The organism is Mesorhizobium sp. USDA 4775, assembly GCF_054062655.1.
Genome location: NZ_JBSSFM010000001.1, coordinates 6258032 through 6274433 on the forward strand (window position 1 = coordinate 6258032; position 16402 = coordinate 6274433).

A 16402-nucleotide genomic window follows, 5' to 3' on the forward strand; every position below is an offset into this window, starting at 1 on the left:
ATATCCCATCTGGCGATACCTTGGAAAGATGCCTTCGGCCAAAATTGCGGAAAATCAGGGCTTGCGGGATTTTCGACCAGGAACGGTCTTGGCCTTGCCCGGCTTGGCGGGCGCGCCGGGGATCGCCGAACTGGTGATGGACACCGGATCGCTGGCCGGGAACGTGTCCTCGAGGCCCTCCTCGAGCTCCTCTTCCGCGCTTGACGCTTCGTGTTGCTCGTGCTCAAGCGAGCGGACGGCCGACGTCTTCTTGAGTGGCAACCTCGGCACGGACTTCGACGGCATCGACACTTCTCCCTCGACCTGTTGCCGCACAACGAACGCGGGCGGCAAAACGTTCCGGGTCAGCCAGCCGCGTCGCGGGCTCCCTCGGACAGGAAAGTAAAGACATAGTCCGAGAACGAACGCCAGCACTCGACCCGGAAGGCGTCGTTCGACGTGCGCAACAGCACGATCTCGGCCTTGCCGAGGATGGTGCGCGAAGCCGCGCCCGCCGGGAAGGCGTCGAGCGACAGGTCCTGCGGACAGCCCGAATTGATCGCGGCTTCGGCCGCCGGACCGGTGACGGAGATCGCGATGTTACGGTGTGAAATGCCGACCGCCGAATGAAGCGCGGCGACCGTCGCACAATCGGCGAGTGGATCGTTTCCGCCCTCGTCGATGACGAGCCACTCGTCGGGGCCGAGCCACAGAGCGGTGCGCCCGCCCTTCGACGCGGAAGTCTTCGGCTTCTTCGGCAAGGTCAGGCCAAGCGCCTTCGACAGCGCCGCGACCGAAGCCTCCGGCGCGCGCAGCGAGATGCGCTCGGCTGGCGGCAGCACTTCAACCTTTACGCCGGTCGCCGTCGTAGTGCGTCCAGCCAATGCCGGACGGCGGTCGACTGAAGGCGATGCGGCCGCAGCCGTCTTCTTTGCAGCAGCCTTAGCCATTGAGGCGGCCTCCCGTCTCGTCGAAGAACACCATGCCGGTAACCTCCACTTCGATCACCCCGTTCGGCATTGGCACATAGAGGGTGTCGCCCATCCGGTCGCGGCCGCCGGCAACCAGCGCCAGCGCGATCGAACGGCCGCAATTCTGCGACCAGTAGCTGGACGTCACGTGGCCGATCATCTTCATCGGGATTGCCTGCTTCGGATCCTCGACGATCTGCGCGCCTTCCTCCAGCACCACCTTCGGGTCCTTGGTCTTGAGACCGACCAATTGCTTGCGGCCCTTGGCGACCAGGTCCGGCCGTGCCATGCCGCGGATGCCGACGAAATCGGTCTTCTTCTTGCCGACCGCCCAGTCGAGACCGGCATCGTTCGGCGTCACCGTGCCGTCCGTGTCCTGGCCGACGATGATGTAGCCCTTTTCGGCGCGCAGCACGTGCATGGTTTCAGTGCCGTAGGCGGTGGCGCCATGCTTCTGGCCTTCGGCCCACAGTGCTTCCCAGACGGCCTGGCCGTAATCGGCCGGCACGTTGACCTCGAAGCCGCGCTCACCGGTGAACGACATGCGGAACAGCCTTGTCGGCACGCCGCAGATCTTGCCTTCGCGCACCGACATGTGCGGCAGCGCCTCATCCGACATGTCGATGCCTTCGACAAGCGGTGCGATGATGTCGCGCGATTTCGGCCCCTGCACCGCGATGACCGCCCACTGTTCGGTGATCGAGGTCAGCCAGACATTGAGATGCGGAAACTCCGTCTGGAGATAGTCTTCCATATGGTTCATGACACGCGGCGCGCCGCCGGTCGTCGTCGTTACATGGAAACGGTCCGGCGCCAGACGGCCGACGACGCCGTCATCATAGATGAAGCCGTCCTCACGCAGCATGATGCCATAGCGGCAACGGCCGGGCTCCAGCTTCTCCCACGGATTGGTGTAGAGCAGCTCCATGAACTTGGCCGCATCCGGCCCGACCACCTCGATCTTGCCGAGCGTCGAGGCATCGAACAGGCCGGCGGTCTTGCGCACCGCGACGCATTCGCGGTCGACCGCCGCGTGCATGTCTTCGCCGGCCCTGGGGAAATACCAGGCGCGCTTCCACTGGCCAACATCCTCGAACACGGCACCTTGGGCCTCCGCCCACGGATGGATCGCCGTCTTGCGCGTCGGGTCGAACAGCGGGCCGCGCGCATGGCTGACGATCGCCCCGAAGGTGACCGGCGTGTAGGGCGCGCGGAACGTGGTCAGGCCGACTTCCGGGATCGGCTTTCCGAGCGTCTCCGCCGCGATCGCCAGGCCGTGCATGTTGGAGGTCTTGCCCTGGTCGGTCGCCATGCCGTTGGTGGTGAAGCGCTTGACGTGCTCGATCGAGCGCATGCCTTCATGCACCGCCTGGCGGATGTCCTTGGCGGTAACGTCGTTCTGGAAATCGACGAAGGCCTTCACCGTCGTGCCCGGCCCGGCGCCAGGCGCCGCGCCCAGCATACCGCGCGACCAGCTTTCGGAGGCGTCGACCTTAGGCTTTGTGCCCTTGGCGGTCTTCGCGCCGGAATCCTTGGCTGCCATGGCGCCAGCCGCATAGGCTTCGTCCACCGTGGCCGACAAGCCGTCGGTGCCGTTGCAGGCGCCGACCGAAACGCAATCCTGTGCATAGGTGCCCGGCACGAAACGCTTGGTCTCGTCGTTGAAGGCGACCTTGCCGCGTGACTGTGAGAACAGATGCACCGACGGTGTCCAGCCGGCCGACATCAGGATCGCATCGACGGAAATGGTGCGCTCGCCGCCGCCATTCTTCGGCTGCACGGTCATCGAGGACACGCGCAATTTGCCGCCGGCACGGATCACCGCGCGGCCGAAATTGATCTCGATGCCGAGCGCCCGCGCCTCGTCGATCACCGGTCCCGTCGGGTTGTCGCGCAGATCGACGATCGCCGCGATGTTGACGCCGGCCTTCTTCAGGTCGATCGCCGCCGCATAGGCTGAATCATTGGCGGTGTAGACGCCGACATTCCTGCCGACCGCCACGCCATAGTGGTTGAGGAAGGTACGCGCCGCGCCCGCCAGCATGATGCCCGGCCGGTCGTTGTTGGCGAACACCATGTGCCGCTCGATGGCGCCAGACGCCAGCACCACGCGCTTGGCGCGTACTTGCCAAAGCCGCTCGCGCGGCAACTCGTGGCCGGGAGCCTTCAAATGGTCGCTGACGCGCTCGACCAGCCCGACGAAATTCTGCGCGTAATAGCCGAAGGCCGTGGTGCGCGAGAGCACACGGACATTATCCATGCCGGCGAGCTTGGCGATCGCCGCTTGTGCCCAGGCAAAACCGTCCTGGCCGTCGATTTTCGCCCCTGTCTCGAAACGCAGGCTGCCGCCGAATTCGGCCTGCTCGTCGGCGAGGATGACGCGCACGCCGGTTTCCGCTGCCGCCAAAGCCGCAGCCAGGCCGGCGGCACCGCCGCCCAGCACCAGCACGTCGCAATGCGCGTAGCGCGACGAATAATGGTCGGGATCGGGCTTGTCGGGCGAGACGCCAAGGCCGGCCGCTTCGCGGATTTTCGGCTCGTAAAGGCTTTTCCAGGCCGCCTTCGGCCACATGAAGGTCTTGTAGTAGAAGCCGGCCGAAAACAGCGGCGATGCCAGGTCGTTGACCGCGCCGACGTCGAAGGACAGCGACGGCCAGCGGTTCTGCGAATTGGCGGCGAGCCCGTCATAGAGCTCCTGCACGGTGGCGCGCACATTCGGCGTCTTGCGCGCGTCGTCACGCACGATCTGCACCAGCGCATTGGGTTCTTCCGCGCCGGCCGACAGGAAGCCGCGCGGCCGGTGGTACTTGAACGAGCGGCCGACCAGATGCACGCCATTGGCAAGCAGTGCGGAGGCCAGCGTGTCGCCCTCGATGCCGGTATAGGACTGGCCGTCGAAGCTGAACCGCGCGGTCTTGGCCTCGCTGAGGCGACCGGCTCTCGGAATGCGGAACGCGCCGCTCATTTGGCAACTCCCGGGAGCTTGGCGGGTTTGGGTTCGCCGGCCTTGTAGGTCATGACGAACTTGTCGGTGACGGTGTCGCGCACAGCGTTGAAGAAGCGCGCACAGCCATGCATGTGCCGCCAGCGCTCATAGATGATGCCCTTGGGGTTCGAGCGGATGAAGAAGAACTTCTCGAAATCGTCGTCGCTCTCGCCCGCCATGTTGGCCGAGCGCGCAATATGCGCCTCGCCGGCGTTGCGGAATTCGAGTTCCGGGCGCTCTTCCTCGCAATGGGGGCAGCGGATGAGAAGCATTCTGTTTGTTCCTACAATTCGCCGTGGCCGACGCGGGCGCCGGGGGGTTGGTCGCAAAGCTTCTGGCCTATAGCCGCAAACGGCGCGACGAGCCGGATACGCTCCTCGACACTTGCGGCCGGACGAAACAGGTCGCGATACGCCATGTTGCCGATGGTGAGTTGCATCGGATCGGTCGTGACGATCACGCGGCGTGGGTCGAATGGATCGTCCTCGCCCAGATCGGAAGGTCTGTTCTCCACGAACATCACCACCTTCTGGCCGCCGCTCCACACGCAAGCCAATATGCCGTCGTCAACGGAAAACGGCCAGTTGGCCTCGTTTCCGGCGCGGCTGATCGGTTGCGTGCGGACTTCGTCCGCCGAGGGCAAATGGAACATGCCTTGTTCCCCCGCCAGCATCAGCGGCATGGCGACAGCCATCTCGGCCATCATCATCAGTGCGCCACCGCCGCCGCCGCCGCCTCGTCGATGAGGCGGCCGGTGCGGAAGCGCTCGATGGTGAAGGGCGCGTTGATCGGATGCGGATCGTCCCTGGCGATGGTGTGGGCAAAGACGTGGCCCGAACCAGGCGTCGCCTTGAAGCCGCCCGTGCCCCAGCCGCAATTGACGTAGAGTCCCGGCACCGGCGTCTTGGCCAGGATCGGTGAGCGGTCGGGCGTCACGTCGACGATGCCGCCCCAGGAGCGCAGCATCTTCATGCGCGTGAAGATCGGGAACATCTCGCAGATGGCGTCCAGCGTATGCTGCAATATGTGCAGGCCGCCGGTCTGCGAATAGGAGACATACTGGTCGGTGCCGGCGCCGATCACCAGCTCGCCCTTGTCGGACTGCGAGATATAGGCGTGCACCGTGTTCGACATCACCACGCAAGGCACGACCGGCTTGACCGGCTCCGACACCAGCGCCTGCAGCGGATAGCTTTCCAGCGGCATGCGCACGCCGGCCATGTTCATGATGACCGAGGAATGGCCGGCGGCAACCACGCCGACCTTCTTGGCACCGATGAAGCCGCGCGTCGTGTCGACGCCCATGACCGCGCCGTTGGCGGCGCGCTTGACGCCGGTGACCTCGCAATTCTGGATGATGTGGACGCCGCGCGCCGAAGCGCCGCGTGCATAGCCCCAGGCGACCGCGTCATGGCGCGCCGTGCCGCCGCGCCGCTGCAGCGCGGCACCGACGACCGGATAGCGCGCATCCCTGGAGATGTTGAGCGGCGGGCAGAATTCCTTCGCCTGCTCCGGCGACAGCCATTCATTGTCGATGCCGTTCAGCCGGTTGGCGTGGACATGGCGTTTCAGCACCTGGATGTCGTGCACATTGTGCGCCAGCATCATGACGCCGCGCGCCGAATACATGACGTTGTAGTTGAGCTCCTGGGAGAGCCCGTCCCACAGCTTCAGCGCATGGTCGTAAATGCCGGCGCTCTCGTCATAGAGGTAATTGGAGCGGATGATGGTGGTGTTGCGGCCGGTGTTGCCGCCACCCAGCCAGCCCTTTTCCAGCACCGCGACATTGGTGATGCCATGCACCGTGGCAAGATAGTAGGCGGTGGCCAACCCATGGCCGCCGGCGCCGACGATGATGACGTCGTATTCCTTCTTGGGCTCAGGCGAGGACCATTGTTCCTCCCAGCCCTTGTGGCCACGCATGGCCTCGCGGGCGATGGCGAATACCGAATATTTTTTCAACGTCCCAGCCTCGCGCCAACAGATCTCGCGGATTGCAGCCGGGCTTTTGTTCGGCCCGGCGCGCGAGGTGTATCACTAGCGAAACAGCGCTTCCACCCTTGCGCTGTTTGCGACGGCGCTTGCCGTTTTGCGCCACGACGAAAAAGACCCGTGCGGGCTGGCTGCCGTGGGTGCATTCAGCCACATTGTCCGTCGCGCGATTCTGGAGGACGAAAATGGGCAATGCCTGGTGGAATCTGACATTGCGCTTCCTGCTGGAGCTTGCCGCCCTGCTCGGCCTCGGCATTGCCGGCTGGCACCTTTCCCAGGGATGGTGGCGCTGGGTCCTCGCTTTCGCCTTGCCGCTCGTTGCGGCCGTGCTGTGGGGTACTTTCGCGGTGCTCAACGACCCAAGCCGGTCGGGCCGCGCACCGGTGCCGGTCCCAGGCACGGTGCGGCTGGCGCTCGAACTCGTCATCCTGTTCGGCGGTGCTGCCGGATTCTATGGCGCGGGTCACACGACCACGGGCATCGTCGTCGCCCTGCTCATCGCCATCAGCTACGCATTTTCGCTCGACCGGCTGGGCTGGCTGCTGAAGCAATAGCTCAGGACGGCGCTCCTTCGCAGGTATCGGGTGGCTCCGACCTGCCCCATCTGCGACCAAGCATCCCGATTGCCGGCGAGACCGGCGCGAAAAACAGGATGCCCAAAATGCTCGCACTCGCCAACAAGATCGCCATCGTCACCGGCGCCAGTTCCGGCATCGGCCGCGCCACGGCAAAACTCTTCGCCGACGAAGGTGCAAAGCTTGTCGTCGCTGCCCGTCGTCAGGCCGAGCTCGATACGCTTGTCGCCGAAATATCGGGCGCGGACGGCACGGCCATCGCGCTTGCCGGCGACGTCAGGGACGAAGCCTATGCGAAGGCGCTTGTCGATCTGGCAGTCGAAAGCTTCGGCGGCCTCGACATCGCCTTCAACAATGCCGGCGCCGTCGGCTTGATGGCGCCCCTGCCCGACATGATGCCGGCGGCATGGTACGAGACGATGGACATCAATCTGACCAGCGCCTTTCTCGGCGCGAAGTATCAGATACCGGCCATGCTGGAGCGCGGCGGCGGCTCGCTGATCTTCACCTCGAGCTTTGTCGGCTACACCGCAGGCATGCCGGGCATGGCCGCCTACGCCGCCGCCAAGGCCGGCCTGATCGGCCTGACACAGGTTCTGGCCGCCGAATACGGCCCGAAAGGCCTGCGCGTCAACGCATTGCTGCCGGGCGGCACCGACACACCGGGCGCGACGACAACGACGCCCGAAGCCCGCGCTTTCGTCGAAGGCATCCATGCGTTGAAACGCATGGCGCAGCCGGAAGAGATTGCCCGCTCGGCGCTTTACCTCGCCTCCGATGCTTCGAGCTTCACCACGGGAACCGCGCTGTTTGCCGACGGCGGGGTCTCGATCAACCGGACGTGAAGGTTTTTTGCGGCGAACAGGCCGGTTCGCCGCATTGACGCAGGCAGCCGGTCTTGCTTTTTCCGCGCGATTTGGCGATTCCGTTTCCTGTCGAAACGGGTCCCGAAACCATGATGCTGATCCGAACCTATGTGGCCGCCAGCGCAATCGAGGGCGTCGGCATGTTCGCCGCCGAGCCGATCCGGAAGGGCGCCTCGATCTGGCGGCTTGATCCGGATTTCGACCGGCTGATCCCGATGGACAAATACGAGGCCGCACCCCAGCCTCTGAAGGAATTGCTCGACCGCTATGCCTATCCGAGCCCGGATCGGCCGGGCTTCATGGTCTATGAGGTCGACAATGGCCGCTTCATGAACCATTCGGCGACGCCGAACACAGATTTTTCGCGATATGGTGGCGCGACAGCGACACGCGACATCGCCGCCGGCGAAGAGATCACTTGTGACTACGGCGAATTCTTCGAGGATTTCGAGCGGCTGCACCTGGCCACGGCGTAGTTGGAGCCCTATCTCGGGGTGACCGTGGCAATTTGGCTGTCGTCCTGCATTTCGACTGTGGACAGCGCGGCCTGATTCTGCTATCAGCCGCCACAATTCGTGGTGTCGACCGCCGCGGAGGCTAGTGGCTATGGCTACTTGCCTGTTGATATCAAACCCGAAAGACAGGATTGCCCGTGCAGGTACTCGTCCGCGACAATAACGTTGATCAGGCGCTTCGCGCGCTCAAGAAGAAGATGCAGCGCGAAGGCATTTTCCGCGAAATGAAGATGCGCGGTCACTACGAGAAGCCGTCCGAGAAGCGCGCTCGCGAAAAGGCAGAAGCCGTGCGCCGCGCCCGCAAGCTGGCCCGCAAGCGCGCCCAGCGCGAAGGCCTGCTGCCGATGACGCCGCGTCCGGTGGCTGCCGGTGGTGCTGCTGGCGCAGCGCGTCCGCCGCGCTGATTATCGCCAATATTTCGTCCTTTTCGAAGGATACCAAGGTGGCGCGATGCGGAATCGCCGCCACCTTTTTATTTTGATTGTGACCCGGCCCGGAGGGGGGATCCGGACCTGAGCGACGCGGCTTGAAGTGAGGACAGGGCAGACATGAACGCAATGAGCGTGGAGCGCGGGACCGCATTGCGTGGTTTCGCCCTGACGGCAGCCCTGCTTTCCGGATTGGTGCTGGCCGGCTGCCAGACGTCGGGCCCGACCGGCGAGTTCAACAACATCGACAAGGCGCAAGGGTCGAGCGAGAACATCTCCTCGCTGTCGGCGGTCATCCAGCGCAATCCGCAGGATCCCGAAGGCTACAATGTGCGCGGCTCGGCCTATGGCCGCGGCGGCCAGTATCAGGCGGCGCTCAAGGACTTCAACCAGGCCATCCAGCTCAATCCGAATTTCTACCAGGCCTATTCCAACCGCGCGCTCATCCAGCGCTTCCTCGGCAATCAGGCGGCCGCGCTCGACGACTACAACAAGTCGATCCAGATCAACGGCAATTATGACGCCGCCTATATCGGCCGCGGCAATCTCTACCGCAAAGCGGGCCGCACCCAGGACGCCTTCAACGACTTCCAGAAGGCAATCCAGCTCGACACGACGGACGCCCGCGCCTACCACAATCGCGGCCTGATCTATCAAAGCCAGGGCCAGCACAAATTCGCCATCGAGGATTTCTCGACCGCCATCTCGCTGGCACCGGATGCGGCCGAGCCCTATAACGGCCGGGGCCTTTCCTATCTGGCGACGGGCGACGAGGACAACGCCTTCTCCGACTTCAACATGGCCATCAAGCTCGACGGCCAGAACGCCGAGGCCTGGGCCAACCAGGCGCTCATCTACGAGCGGCGCGGCGACAAGGCAAAGGCGGCGAAATCCTATAAGGAAGCCGTCCGCCTCAACCCCAGCTACCAGCCGGCCAAGGACGGCCTCGCCCGCGTCAGCTGATATCGGCTTTAGCAGATCCGGCTAAGCATTGTGGGGACGTCTGCGTGTCCGAAAGGACACGCAGGGCTGAAGATCGCCGCCGATCCGGCAACCGCGCGTTAACCCCCGCATTAAGCCGTCAATCCTTGCCTTGTTCGCGCCAAGTTTTCGGCGGAACGGTCTGGTCACTCAAGCCGTTATTCCAAGCGATTTGCGAAAGGACCCTCCCATGATCAAGAAACTCGTCTGCGCCGCTGCCCTTGCAACGACCGTGTTCGCTGCCGCTCCGGCCAGCGCCGGAAAGCTGCAGCTCGGCACGCTCGACTGCACCATCGACGGCGGCACCGCCTACATTGTCGCCTCCAACAAGGGAGTGTCCTGCGTCTTCCGTCCCTACCACCACGGCCCGTCGGAGATTTACACCGGCGTCATCTCCAAGATCGGTGTCGATCTGGGCCAGACGCATCAGGGCCAGCTTGTCTGGGCGGTTCTTGCCGCGACCCGTGACCGCGATGCGGGCGACCTTGCCGGCAGCTACTATGGCGTCAACGCCGAGGCGAGCGTCGTCACCGGCGGTGGCGCCAACCTGCTGGTCGGCGGCTTCGACGGCGCCTTCATGCTGGAGCCACTCAGCGTCCAGGCGCAGACCGGCGTCAACCTCGCCGTGGCCGTGACCTCGCTTCAGCTGATCCATTCGCTCAAGTGATCGAACGGAGCCACGCGCTCCTCTCTACCTTGCGGCGCGGAACCATATAGGATGGTTCCGCGCCGTTTTGATTTTGGGGGGACCGCCATGCCGAAGACAGCCATCGCCGCTGCCGTGATCGCACTCGTGCTCGGCGCGACACAGACGCAGGCGCAGGACCGAGGCATCGAACTCGGTACCCTTGAATGCGCCATAGGCGGCGGCACCGGCTTCATCTTCGGCTCGACCAAGGATCTGAGCTGCACCTTCACCCCGACCGACAAGAGCTTCGCGCCGGAGGCCTATTTCGGCGCCGTCAACAAATACGGCCTCGACATCGGCACGACAAAACAGGCGGTGATGGGCTGGCTGGTGCTGACGCCGCTGAAGAACATCTACGCGCCGGGTGCGCTGGCGGGCGACTATATCGGCGCCAGCGCCGAGGTGACGGCGGCCGTCGGCGCAGGCGCCAATCTCCTGGTCGGCGGCTCCTCGCAGGCCTTCACCCTCCAGCCGCTCAGCCTGCAGACGCAGACCGGCATCAATCTCGCCATCGGCGTCAGCCAGTTCCAGCTGCGCAGCACCGAGAATTGATCGCAAGACGAAGGTGCTCGCTCACCAAGGGATCCATGCCGGGGACTGCGCGCCGCCACAGTCCAGAATTCTGCACCGCTGCACTCCACGACCAAGGTCACGGAATGGATCCCAGGCTCTCCGCGACGGAGCTTCGCTCCTGCTTCGCCCAGGGATGACGAAGTTGAGAGGCTTCGGCCAATCTCGACCGTTGCGATGGTCCACCGAAACGAACCGCTTGAGCTCAACCGCGGTTGAGGTCCTACAAGCCTGCCCAGACGGGGACAGCGCGTCTATGAGGCGCGCAGTCCTGATGCGTATGGTCCTGCCGGAAAGCCTTGCTGGCTTCTGGTGCCGTGCGCTGGCATCGAGATATGCAAAAGGGTAGACATGACTGAAATCAGCACAAACAGGGTCGACTGGCGCGCATTGTGGGCGAGCGGCGACCTGGCGCGCTTCTGCTTCATCAGCCTCGGCATCCTGCTGCACGCCACCAACGAGACGATGGTGGCAACCGTCATGCCGGCCATGGTCGGCGAACTGGCCGGGGTGCAGCTCGTCGGCTGGTCATTGGCGATCTACGAGCTCGGCGCCATCGTCGCCGGTGCCGCCGCCGGGCGGCTGGTGAGCTATGTGGCGCTGCGCACCAATATGGTGGTCGCGGCCCTGCTTTACGCCGCAGGAGCGCTGATCTGCGCCACCTCGCCTTCCATGCAGTTGTTCCTCGCCGGCCGGCTGATCGAGGGACTGGGCGGCGGCGCGCTGGTATCGCTGGCCTTCGTTTCGGTCGAGCGGCTGTTTTCGCGGGCCATCTGGCCGCAGCTCTTCGGCATCATGTCGGCGATCTGGGGCGTCGCGGCATTCAGCGGCCCTTTGCTGGGCGCGATCATGACCGAATTCCTGTCGTGGCGCTGGGCCTTCGGTGTCTTCACCCTCGGCGGCACCGCCATGGCGCTGGCAAGCTTCCTGGTGCTGAACACGCCGGAGGCGAAGAAACCCAGCACGAGCGCCGGCAAGGCCCCGCCTTTCCCCTTCGCCGCCCTTGCCTGCCTTGCCGTCGCCGTGGTGCTGATCGCCTCGGCCGGCGTCGACATCGCCCTGCTGCGCTCTTCGCTGCTGATCGTTCTGGGCCTCGCCGGGCTCGCGCTGTTCTTCACCATCGACGCGCTGAAGCCGCGCTCGCGGCTGTTCCCGGCGCGGCTGTTTTCGTGGCGCACGCCGGTCGGTGCCGGCATGACCATGGTCGCCGCCTTTTCCGTCGCGACCTGCTCCTTCGGCGTCTATGGGCCGCTGCTTTTGACCAGCCTGCACGACATTCCGCTTTTGACCACCGGCTACATCATCGCCGCCGAATCGATCGCCTGGTCGATCCTGTCGATCCTCGTCGCCAACGCGCCGCAGCAGCGTGAACGGCTGATCATTGTCACCGGCGCGCTGATGATCGCGGCGGGCATCGCCGGCTTTGCCTATACGATACCCCTGGGCTCCATCCCGCTGATCCTTATTTGCGCCTTGTTGCAGGGCGGCGGCTTCGGCATTGCCTGGCCGTTCCTGACCCGCGTCATCGTCGCCTCCGCCCCGGTTGACGAGCAGACCATTGCTTCCGCCGCGGTGCCGACCATGCAGCGCATCGGCTACGCCGTGGGGGCGGCCCTTGCCGGCATCGTCGCCAATGCCAGCGGCTTTTCGCAAGGCTTGAACCACGACGCCGCGGCCAATGTCGCGAGCTGGCTTTTCCTTGCTTTCGTCCCGCTTGGCATCCTCGGCTGTCTCGCCGCCTTGCGAACGTCGGCGGCCGCAAACCGGCCGCTGGAAGCCATCGGCTGACACAGGTTCAATTCGAGCTGTCTCAATCGACACGCAGCCGATAGCCGACACCGGTCTCGGTGGTGATGTAGCGCGGCTGATCGGGGATCTTCTCGATCTTCTGCCGGAGCTGCCGGACATAGACCCGGAGATACTGCACGTCGGTCGAATCATCCCAGATCTGCTTCAGGATGAAATGGTGGGTCAGCACCTTGCCGGCATGCTGCACCAAGATGCGCAATATGTCGTATTCCTTCGGCGAGAGTTTGATCTCCTTGCCCTCGACCTTGACGATGCGCTTGACCAGATCGACGCTGAGGTCGCCGCTCTGGAACACAGGCTTCTCGCCCTGTTGCTGAAATTTGTGCCGCAACGCCACGCGGATGCGCGCCACCAGTTCGTTCATGCCGAACGGCTTGGTGACATAATCGTCGGCGCCGAGTTCGAGCGCATTGACGATGCCGGCCTCGTCGGTGCGGCTGGAGAGGATGACGACGGGAATGTCGAGACCCTCGTCACGCCATTTGCGCAGGAGCTCATGGCCGCCCATGCCAGGCAGGCCGAGGTCGAGCAGCACCAGATCCGGCTTTTCCTGTTCCATCAGCTCGATCGCCACCTTGGCGTTCGGCGCCTCGCTGATGGCATAGCCCTGGCTGCCGAGGCCGACCCGAAGCAGCTTGCGGATCGGCGGCTCGTCATCGACGACCAGTATCCTGACATTCGAATTTGTCATGAAGGCCGATCCATGCTGGTCTCGCCGCGATTGCCGACATCGGACGCTTCGGTCGGCACCGGCATCCTGATGGTGAACGCGGCCCCTGGGCGGTCGGTCCGGTTGGCGGCCGAGATGGTGCCGCCCATCGATTCGACAAAGCCGCGGCAGATCGACAGGCCAAGGCCCGTGCCGGCGCGCACCTGATCGCCCTTGCGCACCCGGTAAAACGTGTCGAACACACGTTCCAAATCATGCGCCGGAATGCCCGGCCCCTCATCCATGATCTGCACGATGACGGATCCATTGTCGGCCCATCCCTGCACGCGGATCGTCGAGCCGGACGGCGAATATTTCGACGCATTGTCGAGAAGGTTGAACAGAACCTGCTCGAACAGCACGGGATCGAGCTTCAGCATCGGCAATTCGGGCGGAATATCGACCTCGATCTTGTGTTCGCTGGTGATCTTGCGGGCGCGGTTGAGCGCCGTGCCGACAATATCGCCGACATAGTGCAAGGCATAGTTCGGCTCCATCGCCCCGGACTCGATCTTGGTCATGTCGAGCAGATTGGCGATGAAGCGGTTCAGCCGTTCCGATTCGTCGATCACCGTCGACAGCAGCTCTGCACGGTCCTGCTCGGGCAGATCCGGCGCGAATTCCTTGAGCGTGCCGGCCGCTCCCATGATCGCCGAGAGCGGCGTTTTCAGATCATGCGAAATCGAGGTCAGCAGGGCAGAGCGCAGCCGGTCGGCTTCGGCCGCGAGCTTGGCGCGGTCGACATCGGCGACCAATTGGATGCGTTCGATCGCCACCGCCGCCTGGTCGGCCAGCGCGTCGAGCAGGCGCTGCTGCTCGGGCGTCAGCAGCGGGCCCTGCTTGTCATTGTCGAGGCCGACGACACCAATCGCGGTGCGCCCGGTCCGCAAAGGCAGATAAAGACGCTTGGCGCCAGGCAGCGTGTCGGCGCCGCGCCCGGCGGCGCGGTTGTGTTCCCAGGCCCAGCGGGCTGCAGCGATGTCGGCCTCGGCCAGCGTGTCGTCCGGCGGATAGCCTGCCTTGACGGTGATGGTGCCGTCTTCGGGCAGCAGCAGCACGACGCGCAGCTTCAGCATCGAGGCGATCTGGAAGGCGGTGGCCCACAGCACGTCGTCGAGTGTGCCGGCGCCGGCGAGCTTCTTGGAGAAGAGGTAGATATCCTCGGTGGCCCGTGCCCGCGAGCGGGCGGCGACGGCCTGGCGCTGCATGCGCGCGGCGAGATTGCTGGCGATCACCGCCACGGCAAGGAAGACGGCGAGCGCCACGATGCTCTCGGGATCCCGGATCGTCAGCGTGTAGCGCGGCTCGAGGAAGAAATAGTTGAAGGCAAGGGCGCTGAGGAAGCATGCATAGAGCGCCGGCCAAAGACCGCCGGCCACCGCCGATGTCAGCACCGCCAGGAGGAAGACGATCGCCAGATTGCGGACGTCGAGAAACTGGTCGAGGACGGCGCTGACGGCCAATGAACCCGCGACATAGGTGGTGGCGAGCAGGTAGGGCCAGATCTGGAATTGCTTCTGCTCGGCCGCCGCCTTGACCCTTCTGGAGGTCGCCTCGGCATCCCGCTCGGTCCCCGAAATGACGTGGACGCTGATATCGCCGGCATTGCGGATCAAATCATAGGTGAGCGAGCCCTCGATCAGTTCGCGCCAGCGCGACCGGGTCGGCCGGCCGACCACGATATGGGTGAAATTGTTCGCCGTTGCATGGCGCACGATGTCCTGCGCGACATTCTGGCCGGGAATGGTCGTCACCTCGGCGCCGAGCTGCTCGGCAAGGCGCATCAGCGTGGCGAGCCGGTCCTTGTCTTCCTCGGACATGCCGGCCGAGCGCGGCGTATCGACATGCAGCGCCGTCCATGGCGCGCGAAGCCGGTCGGCCAGCCTGCGCGCGTAGCGGATGCGGGCCGCACCGCCCGGACGCGCGTCGACGCAGACGAGCACTCTCTCTCCGGCCGCCCACGGGCCCTGGATGGCATGCGACTGCATGTGATTGAGCAATTGCTCGTCGACCCGCTGGGCGGTGCGGCGCAGCGCCAGTTCGCGCAGCGCCGTCAGATTGCCCGACGAGAAATAGTTCTCGATGGCGCGCTGCGCCGTGTTGGGGAAATAGACCTTTCCCTCTTCCAGCCGCTTGATCAGGTCGTCGGGCGTCAGGTCGATGATCTCGACATCGTCGGCCTGGTCGATGATGGAATCGGGAACCGTCTCGCGCACCCTGACCCGCGTGATCTGCGCGACGACGTCGTTCAGGCTTTCGACATGCTGGATGTTGAGCGTCGTGTAGACGTCGATGCCGCGCGCCAGGATCTCCTGGACGTCGAGATAGCGCTTGGGATGGCGGCTGCCCGGCGCGTTGGTGTGGGCAAGTTCGTCGACGAGAACCAATGCGGGGCGCCGGGCGAGGATGGCGTCGATGTCCATCTCGTCGAGGGCGCGTCCTTTGTAGTCGACCTTGCGGCGGGGGATGACTTCGTAGCCCTCGACCAGCGCCTGGGTTTCCCGGCGGCCATGCGTCTCGACAACGCCGATCACCACATCGATGCCGTCGGCCAGCCTGGCTCGGCCCGACATCAGCATTTCGTACGTCTTTCCGACACCGGGGGCAGCGCCGAGGAATATCCGCAGGCGGCCGCGTCCCTCCCGCTCGGCATGCTCGAGCAGCGCGTCGGGGGAAGGTCGGTTTTCGTTGCTTCTGTCGTCCGGCATCAGGATCGATCATGGAGAGGTCCGGGGATGCTGTCGATCCCCGGACCTCGCCATCACCTATTTAGCGGCGTCCAGCGCCAGGTTGAGCGCCAGCACGTTGACAACAGGCTCTCCCATGAAGCCGAGTTCCCTGCTCTCGACCTGACCGTCGACAAGCGCCTTGACCTTGGCTTCGTCGATGCCCCTTGCCCTGGCGACGCGCGGAACCTGGAAATAGGCGGCTTCCGGGCTGATCTGCGGATCAAGGCCGCTGCCCGACGTCGTCACCAGGTCCATCGGCACAGGCTGGTTCGGATTCTCCGCCTTCAGCTTCTCGGCGTCGCCTTTGATGCGGTCGATCAGCTTGGGGTTGGTCGGGCCGAGATTGCTGCCGCCGGAGGCCGCGGCGTCGTAACCATTGCCCGCCGCCGAAGGCCGGCCGTGGAAATACTTGTCGCTGGCGAAGGCCTGGCCGATCAACTCGGAGCCGATGACCTTGCCGTCCTTCTCGATCAGGCTGCCATTGGCCTGACGCGGGAACAGCGCCTGCGCTATGCCGGTCATGCCCAGCGGATAGACCAGGCCGGTCAGCACGGTGAAGAAGACGATCATGACGATCGCGGGTCTGATTTGCTTGAGCATCGGA

General features: G+C 64.6%; 17 protein-coding genes. 8 read left to right on the forward strand and 9 right to left on the reverse strand.

Going from position 1 to position 16402, the window contains the following annotated elements; all coding sequences use genetic code 11:
• Nucleotides 1-54: 54 nt before the first annotated feature.
• Genes ACVILI_RS30700 through ACVILI_RS30725 form a run of 6 tightly spaced genes read right to left on the reverse strand, consistent with a single transcriptional unit; the run spans nucleotide 55 to nucleotide 5898 of the window.
• On the reverse strand, nucleotides 55-285 hold the full coding sequence (locus ACVILI_RS30700) for a hypothetical protein (RefSeq protein ID WP_027047386.1): 231 nt from the start codon (nucleotides 283-285) through the stop codon (nucleotides 55-57).
• Between the two features lie 59 nt (nucleotides 286-344).
• Entirely contained in the window at nucleotides 345-929 is a 585-nt protein-coding gene (locus ACVILI_RS30705; RefSeq protein ID WP_019861125.1) for a sarcosine oxidase subunit gamma, read from the reverse strand.
• Nucleotides 922-3915 (reverse strand): sarcosine oxidase subunit alpha, encoded by a 2994-nt coding sequence (locus ACVILI_RS30710; protein WP_038649526.1) that lies wholly within the window; start codon nucleotides 3913-3915, stop codon nucleotides 922-924. The genes ACVILI_RS30705 and ACVILI_RS30710 overlap by 8 nt, the downstream gene beginning before the upstream one ends.
• Nucleotides 3912-4208, reverse strand: a complete 297-nt coding sequence (locus ACVILI_RS30715; protein ID WP_038649529.1) for a sarcosine oxidase subunit delta — start codon at nucleotides 4206-4208, stop codon at nucleotides 3912-3914. The genes ACVILI_RS30710 and ACVILI_RS30715 overlap by 4 nt, the downstream gene beginning before the upstream one ends.
• A gap of 11 nt (nucleotides 4209-4219) precedes the next feature.
• Entirely contained in the window at nucleotides 4220-4642 is a 423-nt protein-coding gene (locus tag ACVILI_RS30720; RefSeq protein ID WP_038653338.1) for a hypothetical protein, read from the reverse strand.
• A gap of 2 nt (nucleotides 4643-4644) precedes the next feature.
• Complete coding sequence (locus ACVILI_RS30725; RefSeq protein WP_032931625.1) at nucleotides 4645-5898, reverse strand: sarcosine oxidase subunit beta; 1254 nt, start codon at nucleotides 5896-5898, stop codon at nucleotides 4645-4647.
• A 215-nt stretch (nucleotides 5899-6113) separates the two neighbouring features.
• Between ACVILI_RS30725 and ACVILI_RS30730 the strand changes: the two genes are divergently transcribed.
• The 8 genes from ACVILI_RS30730 to ACVILI_RS30765 all read left to right on the forward strand — a co-directional run bounded on the left by ACVILI_RS30730 (nucleotide 6114) and on the right by ACVILI_RS30765 (nucleotide 12339).
• The gene (locus ACVILI_RS30730) at nucleotides 6114-6482 is read left to right on the forward strand and encodes a YrdB family protein (protein ID WP_027047387.1); all 369 of its coding nucleotides are present in this window, start codon (nucleotides 6114-6116) and stop codon (nucleotides 6480-6482) included.
• A 107-nt stretch (nucleotides 6483-6589) separates the two neighbouring features.
• Entirely contained in the window at nucleotides 6590-7348 is a 759-nt protein-coding gene (locus ACVILI_RS30735; RefSeq protein ID WP_038653341.1) for an SDR family oxidoreductase, read from the forward strand.
• Nucleotides 7349-7458: 110 nt separating this feature from the next.
• Entirely contained in the window at nucleotides 7459-7845 is a 387-nt protein-coding gene (locus ACVILI_RS30740) for an SET domain-containing protein (protein WP_027047389.1), read from the forward strand.
• Between the two features lie 176 nt (nucleotides 7846-8021).
• Complete coding sequence (gene rpsU, locus ACVILI_RS30745; protein WP_010911429.1) at nucleotides 8022-8288, forward strand: 30S ribosomal protein S21; 267 nt, start codon at nucleotides 8022-8024, stop codon at nucleotides 8286-8288.
• Between the two features lie 144 nt (nucleotides 8289-8432).
• On the forward strand, nucleotides 8433-9275 hold the full coding sequence (locus tag ACVILI_RS30750; RefSeq protein ID WP_019861133.1) for a tetratricopeptide repeat protein: 843 nt from the start codon (nucleotides 8433-8435) through the stop codon (nucleotides 9273-9275).
• Nucleotides 9276-9483: 208 nt separating this feature from the next.
• Nucleotides 9484-9960, forward strand: a complete 477-nt coding sequence (locus tag ACVILI_RS30755) for a DUF992 domain-containing protein (RefSeq protein ID WP_019861134.1) — start codon at nucleotides 9484-9486, stop codon at nucleotides 9958-9960.
• Between the two features lie 87 nt (nucleotides 9961-10047).
• Nucleotides 10048-10533 (forward strand): DUF992 domain-containing protein, encoded by a 486-nt coding sequence (locus ACVILI_RS30760; protein ID WP_032920750.1) that lies wholly within the window; start codon nucleotides 10048-10050, stop codon nucleotides 10531-10533.
• Nucleotides 10534-10902: 369 nt separating this feature from the next.
• Complete coding sequence (locus tag ACVILI_RS30765) at nucleotides 10903-12339, forward strand: MFS transporter (RefSeq protein WP_240564531.1); 1437 nt, start codon at nucleotides 10903-10905, stop codon at nucleotides 12337-12339.
• 22 nt (nucleotides 12340-12361) lie between these two features.
• Here the strand turns inward: ACVILI_RS30765 and ACVILI_RS30770 are convergent, their stop codons facing one another.
• The 3 genes from ACVILI_RS30770 to kdpC are packed head-to-tail and all read right to left on the reverse strand — an operon-like array spanning nucleotide 12362 to nucleotide 16398.
• Nucleotides 12362-13051 (reverse strand): response regulator transcription factor, encoded by a 690-nt coding sequence (locus tag ACVILI_RS30770; protein ID WP_038649532.1) that lies wholly within the window; start codon nucleotides 13049-13051, stop codon nucleotides 12362-12364.
• A complete protein-coding gene (locus ACVILI_RS30775; protein WP_038649535.1) occupies nucleotides 13048-15777 on the reverse strand; it encodes a sensor histidine kinase in 2730 nt (909 codons plus the stop codon). The genes ACVILI_RS30770 and ACVILI_RS30775 overlap by 4 nt, the downstream gene beginning before the upstream one ends.
• Before the next feature lie 57 nt (nucleotides 15778-15834).
• Nucleotides 15835-16398 (reverse strand): potassium-transporting ATPase subunit KdpC, encoded by a 564-nt coding sequence (gene kdpC / locus ACVILI_RS30780; protein WP_038649537.1) that lies wholly within the window; start codon nucleotides 16396-16398, stop codon nucleotides 15835-15837.
• Between the last annotated feature and the right edge of the window lie 4 nt (nucleotides 16399-16402).

Excerpts from the sequence above, each read along its gene's own strand:
- ACVILI_RS30710 (WP_038649526.1), bottom strand. The coding sequence starts at position 3,915 with ATGAGCGGCGCGTTCCGCATTCCGAGAGCCGGTCGCCTCAGCGAGGCC.
- kdpC (WP_038649537.1), bottom strand. The coding sequence starts at position 16,398 with ATGCTCAAGCAAATCAGACCCGCGATCGTCATGATCGTCTTCTTCACC.
- ACVILI_RS30750 (WP_019861133.1), top strand. The coding sequence starts at position 8,433 with ATGAACGCAATGAGCGTGGAGCGCGGGACCGCATTGCGTGGTTTCGCC.
- ACVILI_RS30720 (WP_038653338.1), bottom strand. The coding sequence starts at position 4,642 with ATGATGGCCGAGATGGCTGTCGCCATGCCGCTGATGCTGGCGGGGGAA.
- ACVILI_RS30735 (WP_038653341.1), top strand. The coding sequence starts at position 6,590 with ATGCTCGCACTCGCCAACAAGATCGCCATCGTCACCGGCGCCAGTTCC.
- ACVILI_RS30715 (WP_038649529.1), bottom strand. The coding sequence starts at position 4,208 with ATGCTTCTCATCCGCTGCCCCCATTGCGAGGAAGAGCGCCCGGAACTC.
- ACVILI_RS30740 (WP_027047389.1), top strand. The coding sequence starts at position 7,459 with ATGATGCTGATCCGAACCTATGTGGCCGCCAGCGCAATCGAGGGCGTC.
- ACVILI_RS30705 (WP_019861125.1), bottom strand. The coding sequence starts at position 929 with ATGGCTAAGGCTGCTGCAAAGAAGACGGCTGCGGCCGCATCGCCTTCA.
- ACVILI_RS30765 (WP_240564531.1), top strand. The coding sequence starts at position 10,903 with ATGACTGAAATCAGCACAAACAGGGTCGACTGGCGCGCATTGTGGGCG.
- ACVILI_RS30700 (WP_027047386.1), bottom strand. The coding sequence starts at position 285 with ATGCCGTCGAAGTCCGTGCCGAGGTTGCCACTCAAGAAGACGTCGGCC.
- ACVILI_RS30760 (WP_032920750.1), top strand. The coding sequence starts at position 10,048 with ATGCCGAAGACAGCCATCGCCGCTGCCGTGATCGCACTCGTGCTCGGC.
- ACVILI_RS30755 (WP_019861134.1), top strand. The coding sequence starts at position 9,484 with ATGATCAAGAAACTCGTCTGCGCCGCTGCCCTTGCAACGACCGTGTTC.
- ACVILI_RS30730 (WP_027047387.1), top strand. The coding sequence starts at position 6,114 with ATGGGCAATGCCTGGTGGAATCTGACATTGCGCTTCCTGCTGGAGCTT.
- ACVILI_RS30770 (WP_038649532.1), bottom strand. The coding sequence starts at position 13,051 with ATGACAAATTCGAATGTCAGGATACTGGTCGTCGATGACGAGCCGCCG.
- ACVILI_RS30775 (WP_038649535.1), bottom strand. The coding sequence starts at position 15,777 with ATGCCGGACGACAGAAGCAACGAAAACCGACCTTCCCCCGACGCGCTG.